Genomic DNA, 15,263 nt, shown 5'->3' on the forward strand with positions numbered 1-15,263 from the left:
CATCTGATTCAACAGGCCGTCCGCGCCATCCAACGGCGTCCCGGCCGCCTGCGCGTCCTTGATCAACGAATCGATCGTCGCCGGCGACAAAGCCTCCGCCAACCGCCGCGCTGCCGCCTCATCCGCGCGAGCCGACGACCCGCTCGACGATGTGTCCTTGGTCACTTGATGTCCCTTCCGGCCAGCTAACCAGCCAGTCGATCATGGGCCACCTCCGACTTACACGGTTGGCATGACACGCCCAGTTGCCGCACCGTCGATGTCGCGCGCCGTGCCGGCTGTTCCGTGCAGCAGGTGCGCAATCTCGAGCGTGACGGTGTGCTGCCGCCGGCGAGGCGCACCGACAACGGCTACCGGATCTACGGCGAGATACATGTGCGTTCCGCGCTGGCCTACCAGGCTCTCTCCGCCGGAGCCGGTCCGCCCGAGGCCAGGAAGATCATTCGGGCCGCCCACGAGTCCGCCGTCCCGGCGATGCTGGCCCTTCTCGATGCGGCACACGCCCGTCTCGACACCGAACGCACGGAGCTGCGGCAGGCCAAACGGGCCGCAGAAGCCATCTCCGACGAGCCGATCGAAGACGTCCGCCCCGCGGACTCGATGAGCATCTCCGAACTCGCCGCCGCGCTCGGCGTACGCCCTTCGACATTGCGGCACTGGGACGCGGAGGGACTCGCCATCCCCGACCGCGACTCCACAGGAACGCGGCGGTACACACCAGCCCAGGTACGCGACGCACGCATCGTTCACCAGCTACGCAAGGCCGGTTACCGCATCGAACCCCTCCGCACGCTCATGCCGGAACTACGGCGCACCCGCCGAGCGGAGGAAGTCATCGCCGCGCTGGCCGCCAGAGACGCCAGCATCGAGGCACGCTCCCGTGCCCTCCTCGACGGTGCCGCCGCCCTCAGCAGCGTGCTCTCGCTCGTCACCGGTAATTCAGGTTCCTGAAGCCAGAACTCGCGTGCCCCAGCCGGGGACACACCCACCTGGAACCGGGGACTCAGCCTCCCGAACCGGGAATTCGCTTTCCTGAACCGGGAACTCGCCTTCCTGAACCGGGAATTCGCCTTCCTGAACCGGGAATTCGCCTTCCTGAACCGGGAATTCGCCTTCCTGAACCGGGGACGCGGCGGACCCTGGTGTGTGCCCGGTTCAGGCGGGTGTGTGCCCGGCTTGAGTGCGCGGGGGATCAGGTGAGGAGGTCCCGGAGTTCGCGGACGAGCTCGGCCCGGCGCTGGGGGCCGGGTTCGAGCGGCGTGATCTGCAGCGTCGTGACGCCCGCTTCGGCAAAGGCCGCCAACCGCTCCTTGACGTGCTCGCGCGGACCCACCAGCGACATCGCGTTCAGCAGGTCGGCCGGGACGGCGGCCGCGGCCTCCTCCTTCTTGCCGTCCAGGTACAGGTCCTGGATCTGCTTCGCCTCGGCCTCGTAGCCGTACCGGCAGGCCAGCTCGTTGTAGAAGTTCTTGCCCCGCGCACCCATCCCGCCGACGTACAGCGCGACCACGGGCCGCACGTAGTCGACGAGCCCGGCCACGTCTTCCCCGATCGCCACCGGCACCATCACCGAGACGTCCAGGGCACCCAGCGCCGGATCGCGCTTCGCCTTGCCCTCCGCGAGCGCGTCGCCCCAGACCTCGGCCGCCTTCTCGGGGTGGAAGAAGATCGGCTGCCAGCCCTCCGCGATCTCCGCGGTCAACGCCACGTTCTTCGGGCCGATCGCGGCATTGATGATCGGAATGCGTTCGCGGACCGGGTGGTTGATGAGCTTCAACGGCTTGCCGAGGCCGGTGCCCTCCTCGGCGGGCAGCGGAATCTTGTAGTACCTGCCCTCGTGCACGACCCGTTCGCGCCGCCACACCTGGCGGCAGATCTCCACGATCTCCCGCGTACGGCCCAGCGGCGCGTCGTAACGGACGCCGTGGAAGCCCTCGATCACCTGCGGCCCGGATGCGCCGATGCCCAGGGTGAACCGACCGTTCGACACGTAGTCGAGCCCGGCCGCGGTCATCGCGGTAAGGGTCGGCGTGCGGGTGTAGAGCTGCAGGATTCCGGACGCGATCCCGACCCGCTCGGTCCGGGCCGCGAGGTAGCCGAGCTGGCTGACCGCATCGAACGAGTACGCCTCCGGGACGAACACGATGTCCAGCCCAGCCTTCTCCAGTTCGACGACGTCCGCGACGCTTTCGGTGAAGCCACCGGCATAGTTGATCTGCATGCCGATCCGCATTGCCACGCCACCTCCGGTAAGCAGTCGCTTAGTCAGGCCAACCCTACCGCAGGCCGTCCGTCCATTCCCGCACAACGGAGTCCAGCACCGGCAAGGGCACCACCGCCTGCCTCAGCACGGCGTCGTGAAATTCCCGGACGTCGAACCGTGCGCCCAGCGCCCGTTCCGCTTCCCCGCGGATACGCTCGATCTCCAGGCGCCCCACCATGTAGGACAGCGCCTGCGCGGGCCAGCCCGCGTACCGGTCGATCTCGCTTTCGATTTCGAGCGGCGCCATCGGCGTGTGCTCGGTCAGGAAGTTCACCGCCTGCTGCCGGCTCCAGCCGAGCGCGTGCATGCCGGTGTCCACCACCAGACGCCCCGCCCGCATCGAGTCCTGGGTGAGCATGCCGAACCGCGAGAGATCGCTGGAATACAGGCCCATCTCGTCGGCGAGCCGTTCCGCGTACAGTGCCCAGCCCTCGGAGCAGGCGGTGACCCGGCAGATCCGGCGCAACAGCGGCAGATCGAGCTTCATCATGCCGGCGAGCTGGAAATGGTGCCCGGGAACGGCTTCGTGGAAGGCCAGCGCCTCGCTCATGTGCCGGAACCGGTCCTGGGCGCGGAAGGTGTTGGCGTAGAAGGCGCCGCCCCGGCTCCCGGAAAAGGTTGGCCGCACGTAGTAGCCCAGCGTCTGGCCTTCGGCCTCGAGGTCCGGAATCGCTTTGACCGCACAGGAATGGTCGGGCAGGCGCCGGAACCAGGCCGGGGCCGCCGCCTCCGCCCTGGCCACGGCCGAGCGCGCCGCGTCCAGCAGTTCCTCGCCGCTGGTCCAGCGCAGTTCGGGATCGGTACGCAGCCGCCGGAAGATCTCCGCGAGTTCGGTCGTCCCGAAAACCCGGGCGCCGAGCTCTCGGTATTCCTCGGCGAGCGAAGAGATGACCGCCAGCCCGGTCTCGTGCAGTTCTTGCGCGGTCGCCTCGGTCGTCGTGTGGACGCGCACCAGCCGCGCGTAGCGCTCCTCACCACCGGGCTGCCAGCACATCCCCGGCCGGTCCGTGGCATGCGGCCGGACCTCGTCGGCCAGGAAGTCCCGGTATCGCCGATAGGCCGGGCGGACCCGTTCGACGAGCAGCGCCTCCTCCCGGTCATCACTCCTGAGCCGCAACGGGTCGGTGGCCGGGTTCGCCAGGTAACGCTCGATGTGGGCGATGCCCACGTCCACCAGGAAGTCCGCGGGAACCAGCCCACGCGATATCGCTGACCGCTGGCGTTCCCGCACGGTGTCCAGATAGGAGGGTATCGCGGCGAGCCTGGCCAGGTGCCCGGCGATCTTCTCCTCGTCGTCCAGCGTGACCTTGCCGAGAGCGTCCAGTATGGACAGAGCGGGCGCGGAGAAGGTGCTGCTCACCTGGAATTCCAGCTCGGCGGCGTCGATGCGGTCGGCCCCCGCCCTGGCCTGCTGGATCACCACCGCGCGAGTCACAGCGTCCCCGTCTGCGCCTTCCGCACGGGCGGCGAGATCGAGGTAGCGCGACCGCAACCGCTGCTCGTTCTCCGCGCTCAGATCCGGCAGCCGGTCGTGCGCGCCCGGCACGCCGAGGAGCGTGCGGGCGATGGGATTCGCGGTGAACACCAACTCGACGAGTTCGCCCGCCAGAGAGTCCACATCGGACACCGGGCCGGTCACCCGGCCACGCTGCCCACCCATTCGGTGACCACCGAATCCAGCACGGACATGGGCAGCGCGCCACCGCCGAGCACCACGTCGTGGAACCCGCGAATGTCGAACCGCTCGCCCAGCGACCGTTCCGCCTCCGCGCGGACCCGCTGGATCTCCAGCCGCCCCACCATGTACGACAGCGCCTGACCCGGGTATGCGATGTACCGGTCGACCTCCGATTCGATCTCCACCTGCGACATGGGCGTGTTGTCGCGCAGGTAATCCACCGCCTGCTGCCTGCTCCAGCCCTTCGCGTGCATCCCGGTGTCCACCACCAGCCGGCCGGCGCGCATCGAGTCCGTGGTCAGCATGCCCAGCAGCGCGACGTCATCGGAGTACAACCCCATTTCCTGAGCTAGGCGTTCGCTGTAGAGGCCCCAGCCCTCGATGTAGGCGTTGAAGTCGCCGATACGGCGCAGCAGCGGCAGGTCGGTCAGGCCGAGCGCGGTGGACAACTGGAAATGGTGCCCGGGTATCGCCTCGTGGAACGCGACCACCTCGGCGGTCTGCCGGAACCGCTCGGTCACCTCGTAGGTGTTCGCGAAGTAGGTACCGGGGCGGGACCCGTCGATCGACGGCGGGAGGTAGTACGCGGGCGGGCCACCGGGGGCCTCCGCGGCGGGCACCGGTTCGACTACCCACGGTTGCGGCGGGATGTGGCCGAACCATTCCGGCGCGGCCTGCTCGGCCCTGGCGATGGCACCCCGCGCGGTTTCCAGCAACTCATCCGCGTCCTTCCAGCGCAGCGCCGGATCGGTACGCAGGCGCGCGAAGATCTCGGACAGCTCGTTCGTGCCGAACTTGCGCGAGCCGATCTCGGCGTACTCCTCGGCCAGGTCGCGGATCATTGCCAGGCCGGTCTCGTGCAACTCATCGGGATCGCGGTCGGTCGTGGTGTGGGCGCGCACGAGCGCGGCGTAGGTGGCCCCGCCGTCGGGCAGCCAGCACAGCCCGGGCTTGGTCTCCGGCCGGCCGTGCGCGACGACATCGTCGGTCAAAGCCGCACGGTACGCGGCGAACGCCGGGCGCACCGTCTTCTCCAGCAACTCGGCCCGGCGGGCGGCGAAGTCATCGCTCGGCGCGGGTTGGCGCAGCAGCGGATCGGAAGACGGGTCGGCGAGATAGCGATCCAGATGCGCGATCGCGGCCCGCACCGAGCGCTCGACGGGCACCCGCCCGGCGGCGATTCCGGCGCGGTGGCGCTCGGCGACCTGGCCGAGGTAACCAGGAATCGCGGCGAGGCGGGTCAGATGCAGGCGTCCCTGCTCGTCGTCGGCGATGCCGATCATCGGCAGCACGGTGAGCAGCTCGACCGCGGGCGAGGAGAAGATGTCGCTGACCGAGAACTCGACCAGACGGGCGCTGAGCTGGTCGAGCTGCCCGCGCGCCATGGCGACCAACACCTCGCGGGTCACGTGGTCCGCACCGGTGGCGGTGAGTGCCTCGGCTCGCCGGACGAACTCCAAAAGCGTCGCGCGATGCGCTTCGTCGGCCTGCTCACCGACGTCCCGGAGGCCCTCCCGGTTGGACGGTATGCCCAGAACCGCCGGCAAAATCGGCTCGGCATCGAACAACGCTTCCACGAACTCGTCAGCCAGCGCGGCAACCTCCGTCATAGACGCCACCCTAAGCCCTCCTGCCCCCGCGCTGGAAAGAACCGGTCTTCCCCGTTATGGGGCGTATAGGAACAACGTGGCCGGGACGCGGTAGCGTTGCCAGCCGTGGCCGTGACCGATCCAGTTGACGCCCGCCTGCTCGCCGCGCTGGCCGAGCTGGGCAAGGTGGCCGTGCACGAACTGGCCGCGAAGGTTCGGATGGACCCGCGCGAGGTCGCTTACCGGTTGGTGGCTCTGTCCGGCAGTGGCCTGCCGCTGCTGGTCGGGGTGGAGAGCGACCCGAACGGTCTCCGCGCGGCACTCGCCGCCACCGGCGGGTGGGCCAGGATGGCGCCACCGGGCCCCCCGGCCGGCATGCCACCGACGCCGGGCGCACGTCCGGGCGCGTCGTCCGGGCCATATCCACCGCCCGCGCCACCATTTCCCGTTCAGGGCGTGCCATCCGGGCCATATCCACCACCTGCCCAGGGCGTGCCATCCGGGCCATATCCACCGCCTGCCCAAGGCGTGCCATCCGGACCGTACCCACCACCTGCCCAAGGCGTGCCGTCCGGGCCGTACCAGGTCCAGGGCACGCCGTCGGGCCGCCATCCCGTGCAACCTGTGCCGAGCGGTGCCGGCGCCTACCAGCTGCAGGGCGCGGCAAGCCCGTATCCGGCGCCGCAGGCCAGACCTCCGGCGCCGCCGCCCAACCCGGTGGCGGTGCCTGCCCCACTGGACCCGGTGATCAGCGTCTGGGGTCCGCCGCAAACGGCGTCCTGGGCGCGCGGCGACCAGTTCCCGCCCGCGGCTCCCGCCGCCGTGCGCACCGGCCGGGTCGGCGACGTGCTCACGACGCAGGGCTTGGACGGCGAGCAGCTGAGCGTGCAGTTGCTGGAGGTGCAGGACCCGGCGGACTTCCTCTTTTCCGCGGCTGGTTACCAGCTGGAGGAGGGCGAACGCGCGATCGTGGTGCACACCGAGATCTCCAACCGCGGCGCGATCCCCTTCCTCGCCCTGCCTGACAACTACCTCGAACTCGTCAGCGCCGACGGCCGGGCGGTGGCCAAGGCGCCGGTGTCGCTGACTTCCCGGCCGCCGCACAAGATCGGCGTGCAACCCGGCGAAACCGCGGGCGGCCACACCGTTTACGTGGTCGCCGAGGCGACCCGGATCACCGCCGTCCGGTGGAGCCCGCGCCCCGAGCCCGACGACCGCTCCCTGACCTGGTCCCTCGAAGACTGACTCTCAGGCGGGTCCTGGGGTGTATTTCGAAGCGGCGGAGCCGCTTGCGGTGGGCCGTCCACTTGCACCGCCGCGGGTTCTGAGGCGGTTCCTGGCGAGGACAGCGCCGACGTGGTGAATTGGACATTCATGAGGAGGCGATCCCGGAGCCAGGGACCGCCTCAGGTTCCGCCACCCGCACCGCCACGCAAACCAAGCGAAACAGTATCTAGTCCGCGCGCAAGATCTCCAGGGCGTGCGCCAGATCATCGGGATACGGCGCTTCGAACTCAACCCAGCGGCCATCGGCGGGATGGGCGAAGGCGAGCCTGCGCGCATGCAGCCATTGCCGGGTCAGGCCGAGCTTGCGCGCCAGCACCGGGTCCGCCCCGTAGGTCAGGTCCCCGACACACGGGTGGCGCAGCGCGGCGAAGTGGACCCGGATCTGGTGCGTGCGGCCGGTTTCCAGCCTGATGTCGACCAGCGAAGCGGCCCGGAACGCCTCGGTCACCTCATAATGCGTGACGCTCGGCCGCCCGCCGGCCACCACGGCGAACTTGTAGTCGTGGCGGGGATGCCGGTCGATCGGCGCGTCGATCGTGCCCCGCGTCGGGTCGGGATGGCCCTGGACGACGGCGTGGTAACCCTTTTCCACGGTGCGTTGTTTGAAAGCCCGCTTCAGCACCGTGTAGGCGTGTTCGCTCTTGGCCACCACCATCACGCCGGTGGTGCCCGCGTCCAGCCGGTGCACCACCCCCTGCCGCTCCGCCGCGCCCGAGGTGGAGATGCGCAACCCCGCCGCGGCCAGCCCTCCCACGACGGTCGGCCCGGTCCAGCCCGGACTCGGGTGCACGGCGACGCCGACCGGCTTGGACACCACCACGATGTCCTCGTCGTCGTGCAGGATGCGCAGCCCCTCGACGGGCTCGGCCACCACCTCGACCTGGTTGTCCGGCTCGGGCAGGGTCACCTCCAGCAGCCCGCCCGCGGCGAGCCGGTCGGACTTGCCCGCGGGCCTGCCGTCCAGCAGCACGTCGCCGGATTCGGCCAGTTCGGCGATCACCGTGCGGGACAGCCCGAGCAGCTTGGCCAGCCCGGCGTCCACCCGCATCCCGTCCAGCCCGTCCGGAACGGGCAGCATCCGCACGCTCACTTCCGGCCGCTCCGGACCGATCCGTCGTATTCGCGGCCGAGGAGGGACAGCAGCACGATCAGCGCGCCGCCCACGCAGATCGCCGAGTCGGCGACGTTGAACGCCGGCCACGTGCTGCCGTTCGGCGCGAACAGCGAGATGAAGTCGACCACGTGCCCCCGAAACGGTCCGGGCGACCGGAAGATCCGGTCGGAGAGGTTGCCCAGCGCGCCGGCCAGCACGAGCCCGAGCCCGATCGCCCAGCCGACCGACCGCAGCCGTCGCGCGAACCAGATCAGCGAGACCACGACGCCGATCGCGACCAGCGCCAGCAGCCAGGTCATCCCGTTGGCCATGCCGAAGGCGGCGCCGGGGTTGCGGATCAGCTGCAGGTAGACCAGCCCACCGAGGATCCGCACCGGCTCGCGTCCATCCAAAGTGGACGCAATGATGACCTTGGTGACCAGGTCCAGCCCGAACACGAGCACGGCTACGACCGCCAGCACCCCCACGCGCCGCCGCGGTGGCGCGGGTGCGTTTTCGGTGTCCGGTTCCGATCGGGGTTCGGTACTCACCTGGCCATTGTCCACGCCCATGCCGGGCGAGGCGCCACCGGCTCACTGCCCGGATTCGCCGCGCCAGCGGGCGAGCGGGCCGGCGCGGTCCACCGCCCGCAGGCGGCGTTCGGCCGCGGCGCGGGACTTCTCGGTGGCCACGACGAGAAGCTGGTCGCCTTCCTGGAGGCGGGTCGTCAGCTGGGGAGTGAAGCTTTCCTCGTCGCGCACGATGAGAGTCAGCGAGGCGCCCGCCGGCAGCCGCAGCTCCGACAGGTACACCCCGTGCAGCCGTGACCCACGCTGGATGCGCACCTGCAGGAGGACGGCGTCCAGCTCGTCGAGCACCGCGGCGTCGACCTCGATCTCGGTGGGTTCCGCACCGGTGGCCAGCCCGAGCATTCTCGCGACCGGCACCAGCGTCCAGCCCTGCACCAGGGTGAGCACGACGACCAGCACGAATATCGCGTCGACCAGCCGGTCGGCCGCCGGAAAACCCTGCGAGAGCGGGATCATCGCCAGCACGATCGGCACCGCCCCGCGCAGCCCGGCCCAGGACAGGAAGGCCTGTTCTCGCCACGGCATCCGGAACGGCAACAACGACAACAGCACCGACAGCGGCCGCGCGAGCAGCAGTAGCACGCCGGCGGCGATCAGGCCGGGCACCACGCCGTCCAGCAACCGTTCCGGCGAGGCGAACAGGCCGAGCAGCACGAACAGGCCGATCTGGGCGAGCCAGCCCAGCCCCTCGGCGAACGACAGCGTGTCCGAGCGGTGCGGCAGCCGGGAATTGCCGAGCACCACCGCGGCGACGTAGGTGGCCAGCAGCCCCGAACCGTGCAGCAGCTGACCCGAGGAGAACGCGGCCACGCAGACCGCGACCGTCGCCAGCGGATAGAGACCGGTGGCCGGGAGTGCCGCCCGGCGCAGCGCCCACGCGCCGGCCCAGCCCAGGGCCACGCCCAGCACACCGCCGAGGACAAGCTCGTAGATCACCAGCAGTGGGAGCGTCCAGTCCGCCCGCAGGCCCTCGGCCAGCACGATGACCGCGATGTAGGCCGGGGCGTCGTTGATCCCGGACTCCAGCTCCAGCGCGCCGGCCAGCCGCTGGGGCAGCCCGGCGCTCCGCAGCACGGAGAACACCGCCGCCGCGTCGGTCGGCGCGAGCACCGCGCCCCACAGCAGGGCCGTGCGCCAGTCCTGGCCGAGCAGCCAGTGCAGCACCACGCCGGTGACCGCGATGCTGACCGCGACGGCCACAGTGGACAACGCGATTCCCTGTCCCAGCGCGGGTTTCACCGCCGACCACCGGGTGGTCAGCCCGCCCTCGGTGAGGATGAGGACCAGCGCGGCCAGGCCGAGCGACTGGATGAGCGAGGCGCTGGTGATCGTGATGCCGAAGCCGAGTTCGCCGAGCAGGACACCGATGGCCAGGTAGAGCAGCAGCGACGGCAGCCCCAGCCGGGTGGACAGGCGGATCGCCAGCACGGCAACCAGGAGCACGGCCGCGCCCAGACCCAGCTCGACCGGAAGCTCCGCCACCCGCAATCTCCCCTCCCCGCGGTTTGCCTCTTCAGCATAAGGAACGGGCACCCGGCGCACGGTGACCGGTTTGCCGGAATCAGGTTCCGGCACTCCGGAGTGCTTCGAGGAGGGCCTCCGCACCGGGCGGCGGATCGGCGAGTTCGACGAGCTTGTCGCGGGCGCGTTCGCCTTGCACGACAACGAGATCCCGGGCCCGCACACCGAGCGCACCGGCCAGTACCTTGCGTACCGCCTCGTTGGCCTTGCCCTCGACCGCGGGCGCCTTGACCGCGACGACAAGCGCGCCGTTCCACTCGCCGCCCACGGCGTCGCGCTTCGCCCCGGGCTTGACCCGGATCGCGAAGCGCATCAGGCCGCCCCGGCGCGACTAGGCTCGGCCGGCGCGACGGTTTCCATACGGTCAACCTAGCGCGGCGAAGATCCGGCCGTCGCCGGGCGTTTCCCACCACGCCGGATCGACCCACCCGGCCAGTTGCCGGTCACCGCAGGAACGCGGCGGCAACGGACACCGCCGGCTTGGACGAGTTGGAGCCGAGAAGCAGCACGGCGAAGGCGACGTCACCGCGATAGCCGATGAACCAGCCGTTGGCCTGGCTGCCGTCGCCGAACTGCGCCGTCCCGGTCTTGCCGTACACCTGCCCACTGCCGCGCAGGCCGGTGGCCGTGCCGGCGGTGACGACCTCACGCATCATCGAGCGCAACGCGTTGATCACACCGCTCGGCGGAGCCTGGTAGGAGGTGTTGACCGTGGTGTCGAGGCCGTGCCACAACCGGGGCGTGACCGCGTGGCCGCCGGCGACGGTCGCCGCCATCAAGGCGAGGCCGAACGGGCTGACCTGCACCGTCCCCTGGCCGATGGCCGATTCGACCTGCTCGGCCGGGCTCTTCGCGGCCACCACCTTGCCGGCCTCGGTGGTGATCCCGGGGATGTCGAAGTCGGCGTTGACACCCAGCTGGTCGGCGGCGTCGGCCAGCGCACTCGCCGGCAGGCCGGAAGCCAGCTGCGCGAACGTGGTGTTGCAGGAGTGGGCGAACGCCGAGTGCAAAGGCAGTGGCGGGAAGGAGAAGCCGTCGTCGTTGGGAATGGTCCGCTGTCCGATTTGGACGGTGCTGGGGCAGGGTTCCACGGTGTCGACGGTGGCCGTGCCGGTCTCGAGCACCGCGGTCGCGGTGGCGATCTTGAACGTCGAGCCGGGCGCGTAAAGGCCGTTCAGCGGGTTCGCGCTCCCGGCCGCGGCGTTCTGCGCCACGGCCAGCACGTCGCCGGTGGACGGCTGAATCGCCACCAGCATCGCCGGGGAGCCGGCGCTGTCCACCGCCGCCTGGGCCGCGGCCTGGGTCTGGCTGCTCAGCGTCGTGGTGAGCGGGCCGCTGTCGGCCTGCTCGTCGCCGAACAGAACCTGCTCGGTGCCGTTGGGGTCGACGAGCACGACGTACTTTCCTTTGTCCACATGGTCGGTGGCCACCCGGCCCAGCGCGGGCAGCAGGAGCGGCGCGACCTTGGGGTCGACCGGCTGCGGCTGGTCATGCTGCCAGGTCAGCAGCGGCTTGCCGTCCCGGTCGACCACGGCGTTCCCGCCCTTGGTGCTCCGCAGCACGAGCGCCCTGTCGTTGGTGAGCTGGGGGTGCACCACCTCGGGCGTCCAGTGCACCAGCCACCGCGTTTCCGACTGCACCAGCGACAGGCCGCCGTCGTAGCTCCAGACGCCGGCCCCCGGCACGGTCCACGACACCCCGAAGGTCGCCGACTGGCCGGACACCTGGCGCACGGTGGTAGCCGGGTCGACGGTGAGGTTGTGCCGCACCTGCTTCAACTTCTCCACCGCGTCCTGCGGGGCGTCGGTGAGGGAGCCGGCGGTGGTCACGTCACCCGCGGACCAGGCCGCCAGGTACCGGGTCACGACCGCATCCAGGTCGCTGTCCGAGCCGGCGCTCCCGGACGCTCCGTCCGAGGCCGGGGAGTCCCGTAACACGAGAACCGCGGCCACCACGATCGCCACGATCGCCACCGCACCGCCGGACAGCACCCATCTTCGCCACGTCACGGAACCACTCCCCAGGTCAGCTCGCCTTCGTCACCTCCACGGTGACCTTGGCACCATCGCCGACAGTACTCGGGAAGCCGTTGTCCACCCGCCCGAATTCGACCGATACCGCAAGCGTTTCGCCGGCTACGAACGCTTCGTGCGCGTGGGTCGCGGCGATCACCTCGTCCGGAGCCTCCACCACCAGCGCGATGCGATCCGTCACATCGAGCCCCGCCTCCCGGCGGGCCTGCTGCACGGCGCGAACCAGGTCGCGCGCCACGCCTTCGGCAGCCAGATCGTCGGTGACGTCGGTGTCCAGCAGCACCAGGCCCGAGCTGTCGGGCAGTTCGGCCGCCGCGGCCGTTCCATCGGTGTCGCGAGCGACCAGCCGTCGCTCGTACTCGTTGTCGAGCAGCACGATCCCGGCGGCCGTCACGGCACCCTCCGGGGAGGTCGACCAGTCGCCCGCCTTCACGGCCTTGATCACCTTCTGCACGTCACGGCCCAGCCGGGGACCGGCGGCACGCGCGTTCACCACGACCTCGAAGCCGCCGTGCGCGGCGACGTCGGTGGTCAGCTCCACGGCCTTCACGTTGACCTCGTCGGCGATGATGTCGACGAAGGGTTCCAGCGTCTCAGCGTCCTTGGCCGCCACCACCAGGCGCGCCAGCGGCAACCGCACGCGCAGCTTGTTCGCCTTGCGCAGGAACAGCGCCGACGAGCACACCTGCCGCACCCGGTCCATCGCGTGCACCAGCGACACGTCGGCGGGCACCTCGTCCACCAGTGGCCAGTCGGTCAGATGGACCGAGCGCCCGCCGGTGAGCCCGCGCCAGACCGCTTCGGCGGTCAGCGGCAGCAGCGGCGCGACCGTCCGGCAGGTCACCTCCAGCACCGTGTGCAGGGTGTCGATCGCGTCCTGCTCGCCCGCCCAGAACCGGTCCCGCGAGCGCCGCACGTACCAGTTCGTCAGGACTTCCAGGAAGGAACGCACGGTAAGGCACGCGCCCGCGACATCACAGATGTCCAAGGCGGAGCCGACGTCGGTGACCAGCTCGTTGGTCTTGGCCAGGATGTAGCGGTCCAGGACGTGGCGGGAATCGGTGCGCCAGTGGCCCTCGACGCCTTCCGCGTTGGCATAGAGCGCAAGGAAGTAGTACGAGTTCCACAGCGGCAGTACGGCCTGGCGCACCGCGTCCCGGATGCCCTTGTCCGTGACGATCAGGTTGCCGCCACGCAGGATCGGGCTGGACATCAGGTACCAGCGCATCGCGTCCGAGCCGTCGCGCTCGAAGACCTCGTTGACGTCCGGGTAGTTCCGCAGCGACTTCGACATCTTCTGACCGTCGGAGCCGAGCACGATGCCGTGCGACACGCAGGTGCGAAACGCGGGCCGGTCGAACAGCGCGGTGGCCAGCACGTGCAACGTGTAGAACCAGCCGCGGGTCTGGCCGATGTACTCGACGATGAAGTCGCCCGGGTAGTGGTGCTCGAACCAGTCCGCGTTCTCGAACGGGTAATGCACCTGCGCATACGGCATCGAGCCCGAGTCGAACCACACGTCCAGCACCTCGGGCACCCGGCGCATGGTGGACTTCCCGGTCGGGTCGTCCGGGTTCGGCCTCGTCAGCTGGTCGATGAACGGCCGGTGCAGGTCCGTGGGCCGCACGCCGAAGTCCCGCTCCAGCTCGTCCACCGAGCCGTAGACGTCGATCCGCGGGTAGGCGGGGTCGTCGGACATCCACACCGGGATCGGCGTGCCCCAGTACCGGTTGCGCGAGATCGACCAGTCGATGGCGTTCGACAGCCACTTCCCGAACTGACCGTCCTTGACGTGCTCGGGGTACCAGGTGATCTGCTGGTTCAGCTCGACCATCCGGTCGCGGAACTGGGTCACCTTGACGAACCAGGACGACACCGCGCGGTAGATCAGCGGGTTGCGGCAGCGCCAGCAGTGCGGGTACGAGTGCTCGTAGGTCTCGTGCCGCAGCAGCAGGGCGCCCTGCTGCCCCGCCGCACCGGTGCCGTTCTTCAGGTCACGGATGATGTCGGGGTTCGCCTCGAACACCTGCTGGCCCTGGTAGTCGGGCACCTGGGCGTCGAAGCGGCCCTTGGCGTCGACCGGCGTGACCGGCACGATCCCGGCCGCGTCGCCGGCCGCCTTGTCGTCCTCGCCGTAGGCGGGCGACATGTGCACCACCCCGGTGCCGTCCTCGGTGGTGACGAAGTCGGCGAGCAGCACCTGGTGGGAGTTCGGGTTCCCGACGAAATACGGGAACGGCGGGTCGTAACGCAGGCCGCCCAGCGCGACCCCCTTGTACCGCGCCACGACGGCCGGGTCCTCGCCCAGCTCCCGGGCATAGGCGGGAAGCCGCGCTTCGGCGAGCAGGAACCGCTTGCCGGGCAGGGTTTCCGGCTCGACGACCACGTAGTCGACGTCCGGGTGCACCGCGGTCGCCTGGTTCGACGGCAGCGTCCACGGCGTGGTGGTCCAGATGAGCAGGTACGCGCCCGCGAGTTCGGCGGCGTGGGAGTTGTCGCCGTCGTCCCGCAGACGGAACCCGACCGTCACCGCCGGGTCCTGGCGGCTGGTGTAGACGTCGTCGTCCATCCGCAGCTCGTGGTTGGACAGCGGGGTCTCGTCTCGCCAGCAGTAGGGCAGCACGCGGTAGCCCTCGTAGACCAGGCCCTTGTCCCACAGCTGCTTGAACGCCCAGATCACCGACTCCATGTAGGAGAGGTCGAGCGTCTTGTAGTCGTGGTCGAAGTCCACCCAGCGGGCCTGCCGGGTCACGTACTCGCGCCACTCGTTCGTATAGCGCAACACGGATTCGCGGCAGGCCTTGTTGAACTCCGCGATGCCCATCTCGTCGATCTGGGACTTGTCGGTGATGCCCAGCTGCCGCTCCGCCTCCAACTCGGCGGGCAGGCCGTGGGTGTCCCAGCCGAACCGGCGCTCGACGCGGCGGCCCCGCATGGTCTGGTAGCGGGGGACGATGTCCTTGACGTACCCGGTCAGCAGGTGGCCGTAGTGCGGCAGGCCGTTGGCGAAGGGCGGGCCGTCGTAGAAGACGTACTCGTTGGCACCGTTGACGCCGGCCTCACGGGCCTCGATGCTCGCCTGGAAGGTCCGGTCGGCCTCCCAGTAGGCCAGTACGTTCCGTTCCAGTTGCGGAAAGGACGGCTGCGGCTCGACCTTCGGGTACATTGGTGCTGCGCTCCTCGTTCTCGTGAAGGATCATCGGATCCAC

The 15,263-nt window shown here is 70.0% G+C and carries 11 protein-coding genes and 1 pseudogene; 3 read left to right on the forward strand and 9 right to left on the reverse strand.

All coding sequences use genetic code 11. The annotated features are described in order from the left end of the window. Positions 1-264 precede the first annotated feature (264 nt). Both A3CU_RS55180 and A3CU_RS55185 read left to right on the forward strand, forming a co-directional pair. A pseudogene (locus A3CU_RS55180) lies at positions 265-396 on the forward strand (MerR family DNA-binding transcriptional regulator); the annotation flags it as partial. Next, on the forward strand, positions 376-951 hold the full coding sequence (locus A3CU_RS55185; protein ID WP_425388273.1) for a MerR family transcriptional regulator: 576 nt from the start codon (positions 376-378) through the stop codon (positions 949-951). The pseudogene A3CU_RS55180 and the gene A3CU_RS55185, both read left to right, overlap by 21 nt. 241 nt (positions 952-1,192) lie before the next feature. On the opposite strand, the gene A3CU_RS0122090 is transcribed toward A3CU_RS55185, so the two are convergent. The 3 genes from A3CU_RS0122090 to A3CU_RS0122100 are packed head-to-tail and all read right to left on the reverse strand — an operon-like array spanning position 1,193 to position 5,551. After that, positions 1,193-2,233, reverse strand: coding sequence for an LLM class F420-dependent oxidoreductase (locus tag A3CU_RS0122090; RefSeq protein ID WP_027944133.1), 1,041 nt, complete (start codon positions 2,231-2,233; stop codon positions 1,193-1,195). Between the two features lie 43 nt (positions 2,234-2,276). After that, positions 2,277-3,923: a DUF885 domain-containing protein gene (locus A3CU_RS0122095; RefSeq protein WP_245617258.1), complete on the reverse strand. Its 1,647-nt coding sequence runs from the start codon at positions 3,921-3,923 to the stop codon at positions 2,277-2,279. Continuing rightward, positions 3,899-5,551: a DUF885 domain-containing protein gene (locus A3CU_RS0122100; protein ID WP_027944135.1), complete on the reverse strand. Its 1,653-nt coding sequence runs from the start codon at positions 5,549-5,551 to the stop codon at positions 3,899-3,901. Before A3CU_RS0122100 ends, A3CU_RS0122095 begins: the two co-directional genes overlap by 25 nt. 105 nt (positions 5,552-5,656) lie before the next feature. On the opposite strand from A3CU_RS0122100, the gene A3CU_RS0122105 reads away from it, so the two are divergent. Then, complete coding sequence (locus A3CU_RS0122105) at positions 5,657-6,775, forward strand: hypothetical protein (protein ID WP_027944136.1); 1,119 nt, start codon at positions 5,657-5,659, stop codon at positions 6,773-6,775. A 208-nt stretch (positions 6,776-6,983) separates the two neighbouring features. Here A3CU_RS0122105 and A3CU_RS0122110 read toward each other — a convergent pair whose 3' ends face one another. From A3CU_RS0122110 to ileS, 6 genes are all read right to left on the reverse strand, one after another. Further along, positions 6,984-7,907, reverse strand: coding sequence for an RluA family pseudouridine synthase (locus tag A3CU_RS0122110; RefSeq protein ID WP_027944137.1), 924 nt, complete (start codon positions 7,905-7,907; stop codon positions 6,984-6,986). After that, a complete protein-coding gene (gene lspA / locus A3CU_RS0122115; protein WP_027944138.1) occupies positions 7,904-8,461 on the reverse strand; it encodes a signal peptidase II in 558 nt (185 codons plus the stop codon). Before lspA ends, A3CU_RS0122110 begins: the two co-directional genes overlap by 4 nt. A gap of 42 nt (positions 8,462-8,503) precedes the next feature. Continuing rightward, entirely contained in the window at positions 8,504-9,982 is a 1,479-nt protein-coding gene (locus A3CU_RS0122120) for a potassium/proton antiporter (RefSeq protein ID WP_027944139.1), read from the reverse strand. 79 nt (positions 9,983-10,061) lie between these two features. Next, positions 10,062-10,334 (reverse strand): DUF167 domain-containing protein, encoded by a 273-nt coding sequence (locus A3CU_RS0122125; RefSeq protein WP_027944140.1) that lies wholly within the window; start codon positions 10,332-10,334, stop codon positions 10,062-10,064. Positions 10,335-10,464: 130 nt separating this feature from the next. Continuing rightward, positions 10,465-12,030 carry a penicillin-binding transpeptidase domain-containing protein gene (locus A3CU_RS0122130; protein WP_245617259.1) on the reverse strand — a complete coding sequence of 522 codons (1,566 nt, stop codon included), beginning with the start codon at positions 12,028-12,030 and terminating at the stop codon, positions 10,465-10,467. Between the two features lie 16 nt (positions 12,031-12,046). Continuing rightward, positions 12,047-15,220 (reverse strand): isoleucine--tRNA ligase, encoded by a 3,174-nt coding sequence (ileS, locus tag A3CU_RS0122135; protein ID WP_027944142.1) that lies wholly within the window; start codon positions 15,218-15,220, stop codon positions 12,047-12,049. Between the last annotated feature and the right edge of the window lie 43 nt (positions 15,221-15,263).

This window comes from Amycolatopsis taiwanensis DSM 45107 (assembly GCF_000519205.1).
Taxonomy (GTDB): Bacteria; Actinomycetota; Actinomycetes; order Mycobacteriales; family Pseudonocardiaceae; genus Amycolatopsis_E; species Amycolatopsis_E taiwanensis.